General features: G+C 44.6%; 11 protein-coding genes. 1 reads left to right on the plus strand and 10 read right to left on the minus strand.

Features of this window, described 5'->3' with window-relative positions:
* Window positions 1-136 precede the first annotated feature (136 nt).
* From NYR63_RS08630 to NYR63_RS08655, 6 genes are all read right to left on the minus strand, one after another.
* Window positions 137-445: a helix-turn-helix domain-containing protein gene (locus NYR63_RS08630; protein WP_275218140.1), complete on the minus strand. Its 309-nt coding sequence runs from the start codon at window positions 443-445 to the stop codon at window positions 137-139.
* Entirely contained in the window at window positions 429-791 is a 363-nt protein-coding gene (locus tag NYR63_RS08635; protein ID WP_278226473.1) for a type II toxin-antitoxin system RelE/ParE family toxin, read from the minus strand. The genes NYR63_RS08630 and NYR63_RS08635 overlap by 17 nt, the downstream gene beginning before the upstream one ends.
* 178 nt (window positions 792-969) lie before the next feature.
* The gene (gene mutS / locus NYR63_RS08640) at window positions 970-3564 is read right to left on the minus strand and encodes a DNA mismatch repair protein MutS (protein WP_279457156.1); all 2595 of its coding nucleotides are present in this window, start codon (window positions 3562-3564) and stop codon (window positions 970-972) included.
* Between the two features lie 165 nt (window positions 3565-3729).
* Window positions 3730-4479: an amino acid ABC transporter ATP-binding protein gene (locus tag NYR63_RS08645; protein WP_279457157.1), complete on the minus strand. Its 750-nt coding sequence runs from the start codon at window positions 4477-4479 to the stop codon at window positions 3730-3732.
* Between the two features lie 21 nt (window positions 4480-4500).
* Window positions 4501-5217, minus strand: coding sequence for an amino acid ABC transporter permease (locus tag NYR63_RS08650; RefSeq protein ID WP_005605560.1), 717 nt, complete (start codon window positions 5215-5217; stop codon window positions 4501-4503).
* A gap of 148 nt (window positions 5218-5365) precedes the next feature.
* Entirely contained in the window at window positions 5366-6664 is a 1299-nt protein-coding gene (locus NYR63_RS08655; protein ID WP_279457158.1) for a serine dehydratase subunit alpha family protein, read from the minus strand.
* A 282-nt stretch (window positions 6665-6946) separates the two neighbouring features.
* Here NYR63_RS08655 and NYR63_RS08660 point away from each other — a divergent pair, with 282 nt between their 5' ends.
* On the plus strand, window positions 6947-7441 hold the full coding sequence (locus tag NYR63_RS08660; RefSeq protein WP_279457161.1) for a hemerythrin domain-containing protein: 495 nt from the start codon (window positions 6947-6949) through the stop codon (window positions 7439-7441).
* 132 nt (window positions 7442-7573) lie between these two features.
* Here the strand turns inward: NYR63_RS08660 and NYR63_RS08665 are convergent, their stop codons facing one another.
* The 4 genes from NYR63_RS08665 to NYR63_RS08680 form a co-directional block, all read right to left on the minus strand.
* Window positions 7574-8803, minus strand: a complete 1230-nt coding sequence (locus NYR63_RS08665) for an HlyD family type I secretion periplasmic adaptor subunit (RefSeq protein WP_279457162.1) — start codon at window positions 8801-8803, stop codon at window positions 7574-7576.
* 31 nt (window positions 8804-8834) lie between these two features.
* Entirely contained in the window at window positions 8835-10964 is a 2130-nt protein-coding gene (locus NYR63_RS08670; RefSeq protein ID WP_279457163.1) for a type I secretion system permease/ATPase, read from the minus strand.
* 9 nt (window positions 10965-10973) lie between these two features.
* Window positions 10974-12221, minus strand: coding sequence for a TolC family protein (locus NYR63_RS08675; protein WP_279457164.1), 1248 nt, complete (start codon window positions 12219-12221; stop codon window positions 10974-10976).
* Window positions 12222-12478: 257 nt separating this feature from the next.
* Entirely contained in the window at window positions 12479-20635 is an 8157-nt protein-coding gene (locus NYR63_RS08680) for a GA-like domain-containing protein (protein ID WP_279457165.1), read from the minus strand.
* Between the last annotated feature and the right edge of the window lie 96 nt (window positions 20636-20731).

Below are 20731 nucleotides of genomic sequence, written 5' to 3' on the forward strand. Positions count from 1 at the left end.
CAGTTCTCTTTCAAATTTACTAAAATACAAACGTTAAATTTTAACACAAATTCGTTGCAATATAACAAATAGACAAAAGTAAAGCGGTCGTATTTGCAAATTTTTTTACCAATACGACCGCTTGTATTTAACCGGCTTAGAGCTGTGCCATTTGTTCTAATAATTGCGGAGATTTGTCCACCATTCGTAATAACAAAGTAGCTTGTGGATTCGGTTTAGTTTTGCCTTGCTCCCACCCTTGATAAGTCCGCACGGAAGTATGCAATTTATGCGCAAAAACCGCTTGCGACAGATTTAATTTTTCTCGAATCGATTTAACTTCAGACGGGCTAAGTTCTACTGGTTCAGGCTTTTCTAATACCGTGGTTCGCAGGGTGATTTTGCCTTGGATATGTTTTTCATAAGCATCAAGCCCTTCCATTAAATCATCAAAAAGTTTTCCCATTACAACTCCTTATCTCTAATTCAACAATACGCTTCACTTTATTCGCTAACATATTGCGTTCCGTATTAGATAAATCTGATTGTTCATCTTTACCATATGCGGTAACCAACAAAATTTTTGAATAATTCACAATATGATAATAAATTACCCTTGCTCCACCTCTCTTACCTTTATTTCGTTGCATATCTGCAATTCTAATTTTGCGTAAGCCGTTCGTACCTTGGATTAAATCTCCTTTATTAGGATTTTCTAATAGCTCATTCTGAAAATGTCTATATTCTTCATCACTAAGGTGCTTTTGTCTATATCGCTCAAAAGGTGGTAATTCTACAAAAACTAACTTCACTGTTTCCCTCACTATACGCTTAAAGCGTATGCTTTTCAACCAATGAAAGATAGCTTATAAGTGTTTAAGTAACATACAACTTGATTATTCTTTTTTTGCGATCAAGATCGAAAAATCAACGTATTAATAATCACTCAACAAAAAATAAGGCTAGTGATCACTAGCCTTTTTGATCTTCTTAAGCCATTAATTTTTTTAAGCGATACAACTCATCCAACGCTTGGCGAGGGGTAAGTTCATCTGGGTCGATGCTCATTAATGCTTTTTCCACGTCACTTTGTTGTACAACAAGCGGTTGAATTTGCGGTGTTTCTTGCAAATCCGCAGCGAATAATAAATTACCTTGCGGGTTATCGTGCGCTTCTTTGGTTTGTAATGAGATCTCTTCCAAATGCGCTAAACGCTGTTTCGCCAGTTGAATAACCTGTTTCGGCACACCGGCAAGCGCCGCTACCGCTAAACCGTAGCTTTTACTTGCCGCACCTTCTTGTACGCTGTGCATAAACACGATGGAATCCTGATGTTCTCGCGCATCTAAATGCACGTTCGCTACACCTTTTAACTGACTTGGCAAACTGGTCAGCTCAAAATAATGAGTCGCAAATAAGGTAAGCGATTGGGTTTTCTTGGCTAGCCATTCGGCACACGCCCACGCAAGCGATAAACCGTCATAAGTTGAAGTTCCACGCCCGATTTCATCGATCAGCACTAAGCTGTTTTCGGTTGCCTGATGCAAGATATTCGCCATTTCGGTCATTTCCACCATAAAAGTTGAACGCCCCGAGGCTAAATCATCACTTGCACCGATACGAGTAAAAATACGGTCTAACGCACCGATTTCCGCACTGTCCGCCGGCACAAAGCTACCGATATATGCCATTAAGCTGATCAATGCGATTTGACGCATATAGGTACTTTTACCGCCCATATTCGGGCCGGTTACCACCAATAAATGACGTTGTGCGTTTAAGAATACCGGATTGGCAATAAACGGATCTTTTAACACTTGCTCCACCACCGGATGGCGACCTCCTTTGATATTCACGCCTCGTTGTAAGCTGAACGTCGGACGCACATAGTTCAAACTTTCCGCTCGCTCGGCAAGATTGGTCAGTACGTCTAATTCGGATAATGCCATCGCCGCCAACTGCAATTCGCCCAAACGCGGCATAAGTAAATCGAACAACTCATCATAAAGTTGTTTCTCCAATGCTAATGACGCACCTTTTGCTTTCAGCACCTTATCTTCATAGGTTTTCAGCTCGGGAATAATATAACGCTCGGCATTTTTCAAGGTTTGGCGGCGTACGTAGTGCATCGGGGCTTTATGCGCTTGTCCTTGGCTAATTTGAATATAGTAGCCGTGTACTGCATTAAAGCCGATTTTAAGCGTATCAATACCGGTTGCTTCTCTTTCTCGAATTTCGAGATTTTCCAAATATTGCGTTGCACCGGCAGAAAGCTCTCGCCATTCGTCCAACTCCGCATTGTAACCTGCGGCAATTACACCGCCGTCACGAATTAATTGTGGAGGCGTTTCAATAATCGCACGTTCAAGCAGTGCGTGTAATTCACTGAAATCGCCTATTTGTGCCACAAGTGCATCAAGCGAAGCGGTCAAATTTTTCGCATTTTTTGCAATATCAGGCAATTGTGCCAAGGCGGTACGCAAACGGGTTAAATCACGTGGGCGAGCCGAGCGCAATGCAACACGAGCAAGGATTCGCTCCATATCACCGACATTTTGTAGTAACGGCTGAAGCAGTTCGATACGTTGTTCTTTTTGTAAAGTGTCAATTATATCTTGACGCTTTTTCAACTTTTCTAGGTCACGAATCGGTTGATGAATCCAGCGTTTCAGCAAACGGCTACCCATTGGCGTAACGCATTTATCTAAAACCGCTGCTAACGTGTTTTCCGTTCCGCCGGCTAAGTTTTGGGTAAGTTCTAAGTTACGGCGAGTTGCCGCATCCAGCAAAACGGTATCGCTATTTTGTGCCAAATGAATACTGTTGATATGCGGTAAGGCTGTACGTTGCGTTTCTTGTGCATAGTGTAAAACACAACCCGCCGCACATAATGCCACCACGGCTTTTTCCACCCCAAAACCGGCTAAACTTTGTGTACCGAATTGGCGATTTAATAAATTAATCGCCGTGACTAACTCAAATTCCCACACCGGACGGCGACGTAAGCCTTTATAATTATTTAAAATCTCAGCGGCAGAAAAATCTTCCGCATATAGAATTTCTGCCGGTTGTAAGCGTTGTAATTCGGCAGCGAGCGCTTCTTTATTTGGTAATTCGGTAATTAAAAAACGTCCGGAAGTCATATCCAAAGTTGCAATCGCAAACACGCCCTTTTCTTCGTAAATCGCTGCAACTAAATTATCCTGTCGTTCCGGCAATAACGCTTCATCACTTACGGTACCGGGGGTAACAATGCGCACAACTTTACGTTCAACCGGGCCTTTACTGGTTGCTGGATCACCAATCTGCTCACAAATCGCCACCGATTCGCCCAATGCGACCAATTTAGCTAAATAGCCTTCTACCGCATGATAAGGCACGCCAGCCATCGGAATCGGCTCACCCGCCGATGCGCCTCGCTTGGTCAAAGAAATATCTAACAACGCCGCCGCTTTTTTGGCATCGTCATAAAACAATTCGTAAAAATCGCCCATACGATAAAACAACAAAATATCAGGATTTTGCGCTTTAAGTTGCAAATATTGCACCATCATCGGCGTGTGCTTAGAAAGATCTTGAGTCATAGCTTCGCAGTTAAGTTAGTCAAAATTGGCGGTTAGTGTAACAGATTGAGGAAGTGGAAAAAACTGCGAGGCATAAAAGGAATAATTCGGAGAATAATAAAAGGAATGAAACAAGCGGGCTAAATTTGCAAAATTTTTGCTAATTTAAACCGCTTATCAGAAAGTTTAATCCGCACGAATTTGATGTAAGAAGCGTTTAGTGCGTTCGTGTTGCGGATTCTGGAAAAGTTGTGCCGGCGAGCCTTGTTCAACAATTTCACCGCCGTCCATCACGACCACCACATCCGCCACATCTAATGCGAATTTGATTTCGTGCGTAACCACCACCATTGTCCAGCCTTCCAAGGCAAGTTCTTTCATGGTATTGAGTACATCTTGCACCAATTCCGGATCAAGTGCCGAAGTCGGTTCATCAAATAACATCAATTCCGGTTGAATCGCTAATGCACGTGCAATACCAACCCGCTGTTGCTGACCACCGGAGAGTTGGAACGGGTAAAGCTGCGCTTTATCGGATAAACCGACTTTTGCCAACAATTTCTCGGCTTCCGCTTTGGCTTGTTCCGGCTTTTTGCCTTGCACAAATACCGGGCCTTCCATCACATTTTCTAATGCGGTTTTGTGTGGAAATAAGTTGTAATTTTGGAACACCATACCCGATTTACGGCGTAAGGAAAGAATCTGTTTTTTGATATTTTTTGCTGAAAAATCTACGCTTAACGGCTCTGAGCCGTCAAATGTGATTGTGCCTTGCTCCGGCATTTCCAGCGCATTTAAACAACGTAAAAACGTGGTTTTACCGGAACCGGACGGCCCAAGAATTACCACCACCTGACCTTTTTTAATTTCTAGATCGATGCCACGTAAAATCGTGTTGTTGCCAAAGGTTTTATGAATATTGCTAATTTTGATCATTTTGTTTTCCGTGGTTAGCCATTATTTCGCTACAAAGCGGTTAAAGCGGCGTTCGAGTTTTGCTTGAATCAAGAAAAGTACCCAACAGAAACACCAATAAATTAAACCCGCCTCAATATATACCGGCAAGAAGTCGTAAGACATATTCGCCATTTGTTGTGCGACACGGAACATTTCCGTTACTGTTACCACAGAGGCCAACGAGGTGTCTTTAAACAAACCGATAAAAGTGTTGCTTAACGGCGGCACTGCGACTCGAATCGCTTGCGGTGCAATAATCCGGCGGAAGGTTTGCATATAAGTCATACCGATGGTATAACCGGCTTCCCATTGCCCTTTCGGCACGGAAGAAATCGCCGCACGCACGGTTTCCGAACCGTATGCACCGATATTCAGAGAGAAACCGATAATCGCCGCCGGAATCGGATCAATATACACACCGATCGCCGGCAAGCCGTAAAATACCACCGAGATTTGCACCAACATCGGTGTGCCTCGAATAATCGAGATATACACTTTCACAATCGCAAGTGCGATGCGATGCAACATACCGTTTACCGGAGTCACTCGGATCAAGGCGACGCCGACCGCAATCGCCATACCGATAATAAAAGAAGCGATTGCTAACGGAATGGAAACTAAGACCGCCGCTTCAACCATTGGGAAGAAGGCATCCATCACCAGTTTCACACGTGCTTCATCCATAAATGGAATTTGCAGTAATAAATTTTCTAACACAAGTTTTCCTAATTGAAATGTAATAAATTGAATTTTAAGGGATATAAATAGAAATGTACACGTCTAGACGGCTAAATAAAAAATAAGCGGTAAAATTTGTTAAAATTTGGACAAATTCTACCGCTTGTTACCTTTCAATATTTACCGATTATACGTTTTTCGGTTTGCTCACCATAATCTCAATCACTTGGCGATCAGTATATTGCATACTGCGGGAAGCAATCGCACAAAGGTTATTGATTGAACGGTCGATTTGGTGTTCGACAATCCCTTCGTTGCCGGTCACTTGGGTATCGTCCAATGCCATTAAAATCGATTTATAACTGGAACTCACACTGGTTGAAACCTTCATCGCGCAGCTATTTGCCGCACCGTCACAGATAATGCCGCTGATGTCGCCGATCATACTGCTGATTGCCATACTAATCGCTTCAAATTTGCCGGTTAGCAACCACGCTACGCCGGCGCAACTGCCCATAGCCGCCGTAGTGACCGCACATAACGCAGAGAGTTTCGGTAATTTACTATGAATATAAATCGCCATTAAATGCGATAGGAATAAGGCTCGAATCAACTGTTCTTCACTCGCAGCTAAATGACGCGCGACCACAACCACCGGCATTGTCGCCGTAATCCCTTGGTTGCCGGAACCCGAATTACTCATTGCCGGTAAATTTGCGCCACCCATGCGTGCATCACTGGCAGCGGTAGTTTCAATCACAATTCGATTCAATAAATCGTCACTAATTAATCCTTTGCCGATTTGTTTTTGTAGCGTTCGCCCGATATGTAAACCGTAATCTTGATTCAAACCTTCTTGTGAAAGCGCACTATTTAAAATCGCCGCTTGTTGAATAAAGCGAATCTTCTCTAATTCCACATTTAAAGAAAAATCATAAATATCTTTCGCATTTAAGTCAGCAAAAACATTTTCCGCATTTTCACTTTCCACTACACAAGGTTTGGAAAATAGTAATTCGCCGTTTTTCTCAATATAAATCACATTGGTATGATGTGCGGCAATACGCACTTTGACTTGTTGATCGGTATTAAACAGTGTGGCTTCGGAATAGAGAATATGTTCGGTATCGGAAATACTCACTTCGATTTTATGATCGTTGATCATTTGTTTCGCCAGTGCCACTTGTTCGGAGGTAATCTGTTTTAATACTTCTAAACCGCCGTTTGGATCGCCGCCGATTGCCCCGATTGCCGCCGCCATGGTTAAGCCGACCGTACCCGTCCCGGGAACGGTTACCCCCATACCGTTTTTCATCAAATTCGGCGAAACTTTAGCTTCGATACGATCAGGTAACGCCCCTAAATACTGACGAGCCACAGCCGCTGCTAACGCCAAAGAAACAGGTTCGGTACAACCTAACGCCGGCACGACTTCTTGTTGTACGGTGGCAAGAATCGCTTGTTCTAATTCCGATTTAAATTTCATTTAATTTTCTATCCTTAATTATTCATCAGTTATGTTGTTATTATAAATTTTAAAAAATACGACCGAGATAAAATTTTACTAAAAAAGCCGCAACATATTCCACCGTTTCATAAGATGATTTTCATTCATCGTTATCCGTTTTAAGTTTTAGCTAAAAATCCGCGAAAAATGACCGCTTTTTGATTTAAGTCTAATCGCTACCCCGTCTTGATTATAGAGCCGCTTCATTTCCAAATTTATAATTCCTACTAATTTAATCAACTATATTATTAGGAGTTTACGATGTCCGTTTTAACTGATAAAGATTGGCATACAGCCCCGCTTAGCGAAATCATTGATTTTATTATCCCCCGTTTTCACGATAAACATCGCAACCAATTACCACCCCTAATTGAATTGGCGGAAAAAGTGGAATCCGTTCATACAGATAGTGCTGATTGCCCGAAAGGTTTAGCGGCGATTATTCGTAAAATTTATACGGATTTAGTGAATCATATGATGAAGGAAGAACAAATTTTGTTCCCGTTGATTAAAGCCGGCAGAGGAAAAATGGCGGCGGCACCGATTTCTGTGATGGAAGCCGAACACGATGAAGCCGGTAACGATGTTGAAGCAATGCAAAAACTGACGAATAATTTCAACCCGCCGGAGGGTGCTTGCACGTCTTGGCGTCATTTATATCAAGGCTTACGAGAATTTGCCGCTGATTTAGATGCGCACGTGGATTTGGAAAATAATACGCTTTTCCCTCGTGCGTTAGCCGGTGATCAGCCTTAAGCAAAAACAAGCGGTTGATTTTAAAGAAAAATTTGCAAAATTCTTGTGAAAATCAACCGCTTGTATAAAGATCTTTTTTAATGTGCGTAAAAAAGCGCTGCTTCATCTAAACCTCAGCAACGCGCCTTATATTTATCTCTCCTGCATAGCTTGTTTCATACGAGTAATCGGCTTAATCAGATACTGGAAGACCGTTTTTTCTCCGGTTCGAATATCGACGGTTGCCGTCATACCCGGCGTAATATCTAACTCCTTACCGTTTTTATCCATTAATTTACTGTCATTCGTTTCAATTAAAATGCGGTAATACGATTGGTCAGGATTCAACTTGAGATTGCTTGGACGGCGTTCATCCTGTAACGTATCTGGGCTTAATAGCACCACTTTTCCTTCAAGCCCGCCATAAAGTGAATAATCATAGGCACTAATTTTAACCAAAGCCTCTTGACCCGGACGAATAAATGCCACATCTTTAGGACTGATATAGGCTTGTACCAATAGTTTTTCATCAATCGGCACAATCTCTAAAATATCCTGTCCGGCTTGCACGACACCACCGACCGTATTAATTTTAATATTCTTTACCACTCCTCGTAACGGTGCTTTAAGCTGAGAACGCTCTACCGGATCAGCTCTCATTGCCATATTTTCTCGAGCTTGAGCCAATTCCGATTCCGTTTGAACCAATTCACTACTTGACTCCGCCGAATAACGGTTTTTTCTTTCCGCAATTTGTTGCGCAAGATCCGCCGATTGGCGTCTGGAACGCAATAGTTCAACCTCAGACATTACCCCTCTCGCTACCATCGGAGAGGTAATTGAAATTTCTCTATCAAGTAATGCCTTACTTCTGGTTAGCCCGCTAACCGCCTCTTCCATCGCTTTACGACGAGCGGTATAAACCGCAAGCTCACGCTGGCGAATCTCTGTAGGAATTTCTTCTGGAAAATCAAGAGGAGTATCATAGGCTTCCGCACGTAAACGAATCGCTATTGCCTGTAAATTAAGTACTTTCGCTTCACTTTCACGTAAAATAGCGGAACTTCTCGTATCATCCAAAGTAAGAAGAATTTGCCCTTTTTCAACAATATCCCCTTCTTTTACTTTCATTTCACGAATAATACCGGGGTCTAAACTTTGTACAATCTGATCTCGGCTACTCGGGATAATACTTCCTTGCCCTCTAGTTACTTCCTCTAACGGGCTATTGTATGCCCAAATAACAAATACAATTAAAAAAACAAAGAACAACATAATAACGGAAAAAATACCCTTATGTTTTTCCGTTTGCATTGCCGCATTAAGATCGTTAATAAGGGCAAGATCAGACTGCTTAATTTCTTCCGATTGCTTATCTTTCATGGATTAATCCTATCACTTAACTTTTTACCCACTATTCTGACGACTTCATTTCATTATTACGTAAACGTTCCAACACCTCTTCCTTAGGGCCGTCCATAATAATTTTTCCCTGATCCATCACAATAATACGCGTAACCAACTGTAAAACTAAGGTACGATGGGTAACGAATACCATTGTACGGTTTTGTCCCCAATGAGCTAACGCTTGTAATGCTTTTACTTCCGAAGTCTGATCCAAATCACTGGTCGGTTCATCCAATAACACCACTCTAGGATCTTTAAGCGTTAAACGGGCTAACGCTACCATCTGCTTTTGACCGCCGGATAACCCCAAACCGTTTTCACCTAACGGCATATCCAACCCTCTAGGATGACGCTGTATCAAAGAGTCTAAACCGAAACGACTAAGTGCCGTTAATAAGTCTTGATCTCGAGAAAAATGATCCGTTCTGGCTAAATCTAAATTCTCACGTAACGAACCTAAAAATAAACGCGGTGCTTGTTCAAATAACGTTACTTGGTTACGTAAGAAATTAGGATCAATCTGACGAATATCCACATTATCCAACATAACATTCCCTTTAGATGGCTCATAAAGACCTGCCATTAACTTCAGCAACGTACTCTTACCGCTACCGATACGCCCTAAAATAGCAACCTTTTCTCCCGGTTGAATTTTCAAATCCAAATCCGTCACAATATCGCCGCTATCTTTATTATATTGGAAAGCCGCATGCTTAAATTGAAGCGCACCTCTTACATTATCCAGCGTAATATATTTCTGATCAGGCTTACGTTCGATCGGACGCTCGACAATGCTATTAATCCCCTCTAACGCCATACGCGCCTGCTGAAAACGTGTCGCTAAATTCGCTACTTGACCTAATGGAGCTAATGCTCGACCGGATAAAATCACCGAAGCAATCAAAGCCCCCATCGTAATACGGCTCGCTTCATTTTCGGCATGAATCAAATAAGCACCGACCAACACCAAGAAAACGGTATTGAGCTGTTGCATCATCGCCGTAAAATTCGTCACAAAATTGCTTAAATCACGTACTTTAATTTGAGTAGCCGCCGTTTTCGCCGTAAACATATCCCAGCGTTGTTGCGCCCAATTGGTCGCATTATTCGCTTTTAGCGTTTCGATACCGTCTACCGCTTCAACAATCAACCCCTGACGCTGAGAACTCTCTCTCATCGTTTCATTAATTTTTTTAGCTAATTTCGGCTGCACCGCAAAACCGACGATAACGACGATAGGAATAACCGTAAGCGGTACGAGAGCAAGATAACCGCCCACCAAATAAATCACAAAAATAAATAAAAAGATAAACGGCAAATCGACTAATACAAGCAAACTTGCACTCGTCATAAATTCTCGAACGGCTTCAAATTCACGTAAATTATTCGCATAAGAACCCGCCGATACCGGTTTATCGATTAATCGAATACTCATTACACGACGGAACAATGCCGAACTAATAATTAAATCCGCTTTTTTACCGGCAATATCGGTTAAATGCCCCCGAATCAATTTTGCCGCTAATTCAAATAAAATCGCTAAAATAACCCCGATACTTAATGCCCATAAAGTTTCATACGTTTTATTCGGAATTACCCTATCATAAACATTCATCACATAAAGCGAGCTGACGAGTGCCAAAAAGTTAATGATAAACGTTGCTAAAATCACTTGGTAATAATACGGACGGAACCGAGCAATCACCTTCCAATACCATGACTTCGGCAAATGATATTCAGGTAATTCGGAACGTTCATCAACAGCTACTTTAGGCTTAATAAACCAACAATACTGTAAATAAATCTCGGATAACGCACTTTCATCTACAACTTGCGTAACCCCGGACTGCGTCAAATGATAACGACGATCTTTACCACTTCCCTCAATCTTCGTCACAAGCGCCGCTTCTTCATTGCGTAAGATAATCACTACAGGCACCGATAAACTAGGAATATCCTGCAAACTACGCTTGGAAATACTATTTTCAAAACCGTGTGATCGTAATACCTCAACCAATGATTGGAAATTTACATTTAAATTCTGATCTCTAACGACCTGAGCGGTTAAAGCCTCTTTAGATACCGGCGTACCATAAAATTGCGTCGCTAAAGCGACATGCTCGATAATTGCTTTCATAATAATGTGTTATTTTTTATCCGTTAAATTCAATACCGGAATACCCGCCCATTGCGCAACTTTAGCTTGAGAGACTAAATACAATAATGCTGCGTCACGATAATTGTTACGTGCCGCAACTTCCGTTGCTTGTACCTGAGTTAATTCTTGATAAGCATCTAATAAATTTAATAAACTTTTCGTTGCAATCTCAAACTGTAACTCCGTATCCTTAACCACTTTTCTTTGTGCGGCTATCTGTTTTGCGGCTAATGTTAATAAGCTCTTATTACGCAACATCTCGACTTCCGCCGTACGCCCTTTTTCAACCACATCCAACTCGATTTCTCGTAACTTCGCATCCGCCGCCGCTTGTGAATGATAATTTTGCTCTACCGTATATTTAGCCGCCGGATTATAAATATCCCACACTACGCCGACATAAATTTCACGTTCGTGGCGACTGGCGGAACCTTCCAAATTAATTGCCGGTAATCGACGGGCCTCCGACGCTTTTAAGGCTGCTTTCGAACTTTCAAACTCCTTTTGCTGGGCTAAGAAAGTAGGATTCGTACTGATATCTTTACTTAAATATTTTTTCAAAAAAGCTTCCACATTTTTCTCCGGAAACGGATCCGTTAAGCTTTGTTCCGTCATTCCGCGTGGAAAATAGCGTGTTAATTGACTTAAACTGGTATATAAAATACGTTCTTGCTCCGCAATGGTCGATTCGACTTGATTCTTACGCGACATTGCCTCATTAACTTCAAATTCACGCCCTTCATCATAAGAGACGATAACCTGTAAATCTTTTACTAATTGATTATGACGCGCCAAACTCTCTTTATAAATAACGATATTTTCTTTTGCACGTAAGGCGGCTAAATATAATTGTGCGATTTTTTGCCCGACAACTTCTCTTGTTTCCATTAATTTATGATGATAAAAACCCGCCTTATGCTCATCACGTTCAATTTCCGCTTCAATCGCCCCCCAAGCGTATAAATTTAATTTACCGTTTACGACCGGACCGGAACGACGTTCACTGTTATATTTATGTTGTTGAGAAATCATACTGGTATTACTCAACGAAACCACAGGATAATGCCCAGCTTCCGAAATCTTGGTTTGGCTGTGCGCTGCCGCAAGATTAGCACGCGCTTCGTCTAAACTCGGGTCGGAAACCAAAGCATGACGTAAAATTACATCTAACTTTTCCGCATAACTTACTGAAGAAAAACACAAGCAAGTTAATAACGAATACCATAACTTTTTCATAAAAATATCCTTTTTATTTTCTATAAATAAAACTATTTATTCTAACATATATTTATATACATTCTAATCTATTTCACTTTATCTCTAATAAATTATTCGCACATTCCCAACCAACTTAAATATAGTAAATCCATAAATCCGACCGATAAAAAAAGAGTTAGCCGTAATTATTTACATAACTACCACTAACTCTTTGATTAATTAACTTAAAATGTCTTTGTAAATCATGACATTATTAACTAAGTTAAATATACGGATTAGATTACTTCGATACCGTTTTGGATATATACAATAGTTTCAGTGTCAGAACCGTTCCAATAAGCTCTATAACCTGCTGGAACATTTCCTTTGTATGCTTTGAAGTCACCTAAAGGCTCTCTTCCAAAGACTCCACCTCTATCATTATCTCCTAAATCCACAACATTATTTCTACCGCCTTCAATAAATAGTCCATTATAAGATTTTCCATTTATCTCAACCGCAGTATCAGCGTTTTGTCTAACCGCTGCCGAAGTAATATTAAGCTCATGTTTTGCACTAGAACCCGCACCGAGATCGATAATCTCCACTCCCTTAATTACATCAAGAAGATCTTGATCAATCTTCGAAGCTGATTTAGGGAACGACAATCTATCTACGCCACTGCCTCCGTTTAAGGAAGCTTTAACATCAACAATACCGGTTAAGCTAATATAGTCATCACCATCACCTAAATTGATTTTTGCAGGACCGGCGATACTCTTACCCTCAAATGAGTTTATTTTCACAGTATCACTGCCCGCTCCCATATCAATTTCAAGGGTACTTCTATTAGAAGCAGATACATGAAGTCCGATAGTAAATGTATCATCACCGTTACCCATATTGACCTTAAGTGTTCTTCCGTCATGAGCAGCTACTCGCTCGCCAGTAGTAATTAAATCATTACCGTCGTCGGTTCTAAGATCTATATTTCCATCTCTTTGACTTGAAGAAGTCATAGACTGCGTAATGAAAAGCCAGTCATCTTTAGAACTATCTTGATATACACCTACCATACTATTTTGTTGGAAATAGTTCTCACTCACAGCTGTAACGTTCTTCTCTATAGTATTGCCGGCTACATCGGTAATTTGAATACGTATGCCTTCAGAATTACCGCCCTCTGACACTGCTACAGTTTTACTTGTATGTTTAAATACTCCTTGAGCATTTACTTCAGCCTCTTTAGGATCATTACGACCGAATATTACTTTAGAACCTACCCCAGCATTGCCTTGAATATTAAAGACGGTATGGCCCTCAGTATCTTTAGATTTAGATAATTTAATATCACTAATCTCGGCAGTTGTATCAACTGTAATTGTTTGAGTAACAATGTTTGATACCTTATCACCGATTTTTTGGCGTGCCTGAACGGTATATACTGTACCTAAAGTGGATTCTCTCTTATCTGTTAGAGTAAATTCATTACCCTCCATCCAGTTCTCACCACCATCTAGGCTATATTCTATAGTTCCGCTTCTCATACCATTAATAGATACTCGACCATCGTTAGTAATAAAGTCTGAGTTGCTCGCACCGGTATCGTTCACAAGCGTTATTGTCGGTTCTGTCGGCTCCGTTGTATCCGGTACATCCACACCTTTCACCGTATTCAAGTCTTTTTGTAAAGACTCTTTAGTGTTGCCGTGTTTGTCCTGTACTCCGCTTGGAAGACCAGTAACTAATCTTTGTGCTGTAGCTTTAGCTGTATCTACCTCTGTATTTGCATCGATAACAGCTCGTTGCTCAACAGGAGTAATACTACCGTCTCTATTCGCATCAACATTAGTTAAAGCATCTTGCGCCTTAGTCGCAGCCTCTTTAGCAGCAGTAATTGCCACTACAGCTTCAGCGAATTCAAGCTCATCAGCTTTACCGTCTTCATCTACATCATTTACCGCTGGTACGGCTACTGGGTTCACGTTGTTCAAGCGTTCTACCAAGCCGTCTTTCGCGTCGCTCGCCGGTAAGCTGTCCACCGCCGCTTGCGCTGCGTTTTTCGCTTCAGTCACTTTGTCGTTTAAGCCTTTTAACTCATCAACTTCGTCTTGGCTCACTACGCCGTCTTTGTTGATTTCGTTAAGCTTATCTTCCGCCGCTTTTTCCGCCGCTTCCGCTTTCGCTACCAAGTCTGTCGCTTTCGCTAACTCCGCGTCATCCGCTACGTCATCGTTATCCGTATCCGTTACCGCTGGTACGGCTACTGGGTTCACGTTGTTCAAGCGTTCTACCAAGCCGTCTTTCGCGTCGCTCGCCGGTAAGCTGTCCACCGCCGCTTGCGCTGCGTTTTTCGCTTCAGTCACTTTGTCGTTTAAGCCTTTTAACTCATCAACTTCGTCTTGGCTCACTACGCCGTCTTTGTTGATTTCGTTAAGCTTATCTTCCGCCGCTTTTTCCGCCGCTTCCGCTTTCGCTACCAAGTCTGTCGCTTTCGCTAACTCCGCGTCATCCGCTACGTCATCGTTATCCGTATCCGTTACCGCTGGTACGGCTACTGGGTTCACGTTGTTCAAGCGTTCTACCAAGCCGTCTTTCGCGTCGCTCGCCGGTAAGCTGTCCACCGCCGCTTGCGCTGCGTTTTTCGCTTCAGTCACTTTGTCGTTTAAGCCTTTTAACTCATCAACTTCGTCTTGGCTCACTACGCCGTCTTTGTTGATTTCGTTAAGCTTATCTTCCGCCGCTTTTTCCGCCGCTTCCGCTTTCGCTACCAAGTCTGTCGCTTTCGCTAACTCCGCGTCATCCGCTACGTCATCGTTATCCGTATCCGTTACCGCTGGTACGGCTACTGGGTTCACGTTGTTCAAGCGTTCTACCAAGCCGTCTTTCGCGTCGCTCGCCGGTAAGCTGTCCACCGCCGCTTGCGCTGCGTTTTTCGCTTCAGTCACTTTGTCGTTTAAGCCTTTTAACTCATCAACTTCGTCTTGGCTCACTACGCCGTCTTTGTTGATTTCGTTAAGCTTATCTTCCGCCGCTTTTTCCGCCGCTTCCGCTTTCGCTACCAAGTCTGTCGCTTTCGCTAACTCCGCGTCATCCGCTACGTCATCGTTATCCGTATCCGTTACCGCTGGTACGGCTACTGGGTTCACGTTGTTCAAGCGTTCTACCAAGCCGTCTTTCGCGTCGCTCGCCGGTAAGCTGTCCACCGCCGCTTGCGCTGCGTTTTTCGCTTCAGTCACTTTGTCGTTTAAGCCTTTTAACTCATCAACTTCGTCTTGGCTCACTACGCCGTCTTTGTTGATTTCGTTAAGCTTATCTTCCGCCGCTTTTTCCGCCGCTTCCGCTTTCGCTACCAAGTCTGTCGCTTTCGCTAACTCCGCGTCATCCGCTACGTCATCGTTATCCGTATCCGTTACCGCTGGTACGGCTACTGGGTTCACGTTGTTCAAGCGTTCTACCAAGCCGTCTTTCGCGTCGCTCGCCGGTAAGCTGTCCACCGCCGCTTGCGCTGCGTTTTTCGCTTCAGTCACTTTGTCGTTTAAGCCTTTTAACTCATCAACTTCGTCTTGGCTCACTACGCCGTCTTTGTTGATTTCGTTAAGCTTATCTTCCGCCGCTTTTTCCGCCGCTTCCGCTTTCGCTACCAAGTCTGTCGCTTTCGCTAACTCCGCGTCATCCGCTACGTCATCGTTATCCGTATCCGTTACCGCTGGTACGGCTACTGGGTTCACGTTGTTCAAGCGTTCTACCAAGCCGTCTTTCGCGTCGCTCGCCGGTAAGCTGTCCACCGCCGCTTGCGCTGCGTTTTTCGCTTCAGTCACTTTGTCGTTTAAGCCTTTTAACTCATCAACTTCGTCTTGGCTCACTACGCCGTCTTTGTTGATTTCGTTAAGCTTATCTTCCGCCGCTTTTTCCGCCGCTTCCGCTTTCGCTACCAAGTCTGTCGCTTTCGCTAACTCCGCGTCATCCGCTACGTCATCGTTATCCGTATCCGTTACCGCTGGTACGGCTACTGGGTTCACGTTGTTCAAGCGTTCTACCAAGCCGTCTTTCGCGTCGCTCGCCGGTAAGCTGTCCACCGCCGCTTGCGCTGCGTTTTTCGCTTCAGTCACTTTGTCGTTTAAGCCTTTTAACTCATCAACTTCGTCTTGGCTCACTACGCCGTCTTTGTTGATTTCGTTAAGCTTATCTTCCGCCGCTTTTTCCGCCGCTTCCGCTTTCGCTACCAAGTCTGTCGCTTTCGCTAACTCCGCGTCATCCGCTACGTCATCGTTATCCGTATCCGTTACCGCTGGTACGGCTACTGGGTTCACGTTGTTCAAGCGTTCTACCAAGCCGTCTTTCGCGTCGCTCGCCGGTAAGCTGTCCACCGCCGCTTGCGCTGCGTTTTTCGCTTCAGTCACTTTGTCGTTTAAGCCTTTTAACTCATCAACTTCGTCTTGGCTCACTACGCCGTCTTTGTTGATTTCGTTAAGCTTATCTTCCGCCGCTTTTTCCGCCGCTTCCGCTTTCGCTACCAAGTCTGTCGCTTTCGCTAACTCCGCGTCATCCGCTACGTCATCGTTATCCGTATCCGTTACCGCTGGTACGGCTACTGGGTTCACGTTGTTCAAGCGTTCTACCAAGCCGTCTTTCGCGTCGCTCGCCGGTAAGCTGTCCACCGCCGCTTGCGCTGCGTTTTTCGCTTCAGTCACTTTGTCGTTTAAGCCTTTTAACTCATCAACTTCGTCTTGGCTCACTACGCCGTCTTTGTTGATTTCGTTAAGCTTATCTTCCGCCGCTTTTTCCGCCGCTTCCGCTTTCGCTACCAAGTCTGTCGCTTTCGCTAACTCCGCGTCATCCGCTACGTCATCGTTATCCGTATCCGTTACCGCTGGTACGGCTACTGGGTTCACGTTGTTCAAGCGTTCTACCAAGCCGTCTTTCGCGTCGCTCGCCGGTAAGCTGTCCACCGCCGCTTGCGCTGCGTTTTTCGCTTCAGTCACTTTGTCGTTTAAGCCTTTTAACTCATCAACTTCGTCTTGGCTCACTACGCCGTCTTTGTTGATTTCGTTAAGCTTATCTTCCGCCGCTTTTTCCGCCGCTTCCGCTTTCGCTACCAAGTCTGTCGCTTTCGCTAACTCCGCGTCATCCGCTACGTCATCGTTATCCGTATCCGTTACCGCTGGTACGGCTACTGGGTTCACGTTGTTCAAGCGTTCTACCAAGCCGTCTTTCGCGTCGCTCGCCGGTAAGCTGTCCACCGCCGCTTGCGCTGCGTTTTTCGCTTCAGTCACTTTGTCGTTTAAGCCTTTTAACTCATCAACTTCGTCTTGGCTCACTACGCCGTCTTTGTTGATTTCGTTAAGCTTATCTTCCGCCGCTTTTTCCGCCGCTTCCGCTTTCGCTACCAAGTCTGTCGCTTTCGCTAACTCCGCGTCATCCGCTACGTCATCGTTATCCGTATCCGTTACCGCTGGTACGGCTACTGGGTTCACGTTGTTCAAGCGTTCTACCAAGCCGTCTTTCGCGTCGCTCGCCGGTAAGCTGTCCACCGCCGCTTGCGCTGCGTTTTTCGCTTCAGTCACTTTGTCGTTTAAGCCTTTTAACTCATCAACTTCGTCTTGGCTCACTACGCCGTCTTTGTTGATTTCGTTAAGCTTATCTTCCGCCGCTTTTTCCGCCGCTTCCGCTTTCGCTACCAAGTCTGTCGCTTTCGCTAACTCCGCGTCATCCGCTACGTCATCGTTATCCGTATCCGTTACCGCTGGTACGGCTACTGGGTTCACGTTGTTCAAGCGTTCTACCAAGCCGTCTTTCGCGTCGCTCGCCGGTAAGCTGTCCACCGCCGCTTGCGCTGCGTTTTTCGCTTCAGTCACTTTGTCGTTTAAGCCTTTTAACTCATCAACTTCGTCTTGGCTCACTACGCCGTCTTTGTTGATTTCGTTAAGCTTATCTTCCGCCGCTTTTTCCGCCGCTTCCGCTTTCGCTACCAAGTCTGTCGCTTTCGCTAACTCCGCGTCATCCGCTACGTCATCGTTATCCGTATCCGTTACCGCTGGTACGGCTACTGGGTTCACGTTGTTCAAGCGTTCTACCAAGCCGTCTTTCGCGTCGCTCGCCGGTAAGCTGTCCACCGCCGCTTGCGCTGCGTTTTTCGCTTCAGTCACTTTGTCGTTTAAGCCTTTTAACTCATCAACTTCGTCTTGGCTCACTACGCCGTCTTTGTTGATTTCGTTAAGCTTATCTTCCGCCGCTTTTTCCGCCGCTTCCGCTTTCGCTACCAAGTCTGTCGCTTTCGCTAACTCCGCGTCATCCGCTACGTCATCGTTATCCGTATCCGTTACCGCTGGTACGGCTACTGGGTTCACGTTGTTCAAGCGTTCTACCAAGCCGTCTTTCGCGTCGCTCGCCGGTAAGCTGTCCACCGCCGCTTGCGCTGCGTTTTTCGCTTCAGTCACTTTGTCGTTTAAGCCTTTTAACTCATCAACTTCGTCTTGGCTCACTACGCCGTCTTTGTTGATTTCGTTAAGCTTATCTTCCGCCGCTTTTTCCGCCGCTTCCGCTTTCGCTACCAAGTCTGTCGCTTTCGCTAACTCCGCGTCATCCGCTACGTCATCGTTATCCGTATCCGTTACCGCTGGTACGGCTACTGGGTTCACGTTGTTCAAGCGTTCTACCAAGCCGTCTTTCGCGTCGCTCGCCGGTAAGCTGTCCACCGCCGCTTGCGCTGCGTTTTTCGCTTCAGTCACTTTGTCGTTTAAGCCTTTTAACTCATCAACTTCGTCTTGGCTCACTACGCCGTCTTTGTTGATTTCGTTAAGCTTATCTTCCGCCGCTTTTTCTGCGTCTTCCGCTGCCTTAACCGCGTCTTCCGCCGCTTTCACTTCGTCGCTATCAAGTTTGCCGTCGGCATCTTTATCCGTAACTGTTGGTGGTGTTACCGGATTTACGTCATCTAAACGGTTTTGAAGTTCTTCGCCTTTCGCCGGATCTGCCGCTTTTACTTCATCAATCGCTTTCTGCGCATCATTTTTCGCTTTAGCAATCTCTTCGTTCGCTTTTTCTACCGCTTCCGCTTCCGCCGGTGTTACTACACCGTCTTTATTCGCATCCGCTAACGCTTTTTCCGCCGCTTTTTCTGCGTCTTCCGCTGCCTTAACCGCGTCTTCCGCCGCTTTTACTTCGTCGCTGTCAAGTTTGCCGTCGGCATCTTTATCCGTAACTGTTGGTGGTGTTACCGGATTTACGTCATCTAAACGGTTTTGAAGTTCTTCGCCTTTCGCCGGATCTGCCGCTTTTACTTCATCAATCGCTTTCTGCGCATCATTTTTCGCTTTAGCAATCTCTTCGTTCGCTTTTTCTACCGCTTCCGCTTCCGCCGGTGTTACTACACCGTCTTTATTCGCATCCGCTAACGCTTTTTCCGCCGCTTTTTCTGCGTCTTCCGCTGCCTTAACCGCGTCTTCCGCCGCTTTTACTTCGTCGCTGTCAAGTTTGCCGTCGGCATCTTTGTCCGTTACCGCAGGAGGTGTTACCGGATTTACGTCATCTAAACGGTTTTGAAGTTCTTCGCCTTTCGCCGGATCTGCCGCTTTTACGTCGTCGATCGCTTTTTGTGCGTCAAGTTTAGCTTTAGCAATCTCTTCGTTCGCTTTTTCTACCGCTTCCGCTTCCGCCGGTGTTACTACACCGTCTTTGTTCGCATCCGCTAACGCTTTTTCCGCCGCTTTTTCTGCGTCTTCCGCTGCCTTAACCGCGTCTTCCGCCGCTTTTACTTCGTCGCTGTCAAGTTTGCCGTCGGCATCTTTATCCGTAACTGTTGGTGGTGTTACCGGATTTACGTCATCTAAACGGTTTTGAAGTTCTTCGCCTTTCGCCGGATCTGCCGCTTTTACTTCATCAATCGCTTTCTGCGCATCATTTTTCGCTTTAGCAATCTCTTCGTTCGCTTTTTCTACCGCTTCCGCTTCCGCCGGTGTTACTACACCGTCTTTATTCGCATCCGCTAACGCTTTTTCCGCCGCTTTTTCTGCGTCTTCCGCTGCCTTAACCGCGTCTTCCGCCGCTTTTACTTCGTCGCTGTCAAGTTTGCCGTCGGCATCTTTGTCAGAATCATTCTTAGTGTTGCCGTTTCCACTACCACCGCCACTACCGCCACCGCCAGCTGCTGCTGCAATACCGCCGACTAATGCGGCAGCGCCTAATAACCACCAAGGGTTAAATGACCAAAATGCGCTGTTTAACTCAGAACCTCCCAGTGCTTGCGGCGCAATTACTTCTTCTGCTAAGACATTAATTGCATCACTGGTTACACCTGACTCAGGCACATACGCATATAACTGACCGTTCTCATGCTGCCCAATGATCAAATTCGTTGCTTTGTCATCACTATAATAATTTTCGATGATGATATCCGGAGCTAGATCACCATCTTCTAAAGTGATAACTAAAGATTTATTATCCCTTTTCACGATGATATTTTGCGGAGCTACTCCTGTTTTATCATCAATTAATTGATAATTTACATTCTTTTATGCTTGAAGTACTAGTAAGTCACCTTTCGATAC

This window comes from Actinobacillus genomosp. 1, assembly GCF_029774175.1.
Lineage (GTDB): Bacteria > Pseudomonadota > Gammaproteobacteria > Enterobacterales > Pasteurellaceae > Actinobacillus.

Excerpts from the sequence above, each read along its gene's own strand:
- NYR63_RS08665 (WP_279457162.1), bottom strand. The coding sequence starts at position 8,803 with ATGAAAGATAAGCAATCGGAAGAAATTAAGCAGTCTGATCTTGCCCTT.
- mutS (WP_279457156.1), bottom strand. The coding sequence starts at position 3,564 with ATGACTCAAGATCTTTCTAAGCACACGCCGATGATGGTGCAATATTTG.
- NYR63_RS08655 (WP_279457158.1), bottom strand. The coding sequence starts at position 6,664 with ATGAAATTTAAATCGGAATTAGAACAAGCGATTCTTGCCACCGTACAA.
- NYR63_RS08675 (WP_279457164.1), bottom strand. The coding sequence starts at position 12,221 with ATGAAAAAGTTATGGTATTCGTTATTAACTTGCTTGTGTTTTTCTTCA.
- NYR63_RS08630 (WP_275218140.1), bottom strand. The coding sequence starts at position 445 with ATGGGAAAACTTTTTGATGATTTAATGGAAGGGCTTGATGCTTATGAA.
- NYR63_RS08660 (WP_279457161.1), top strand. The coding sequence starts at position 6,947 with ATGTCCGTTTTAACTGATAAAGATTGGCATACAGCCCCGCTTAGCGAA.
- NYR63_RS08645 (WP_279457157.1), bottom strand. The coding sequence starts at position 4,479 with ATGATCAAAATTAGCAATATTCATAAAACCTTTGGCAACAACACGATT.
- NYR63_RS08670 (WP_279457163.1), bottom strand. The coding sequence starts at position 10,964 with ATGAAAGCAATTATCGAGCATGTCGCTTTAGCGACGCAATTTTATGGT.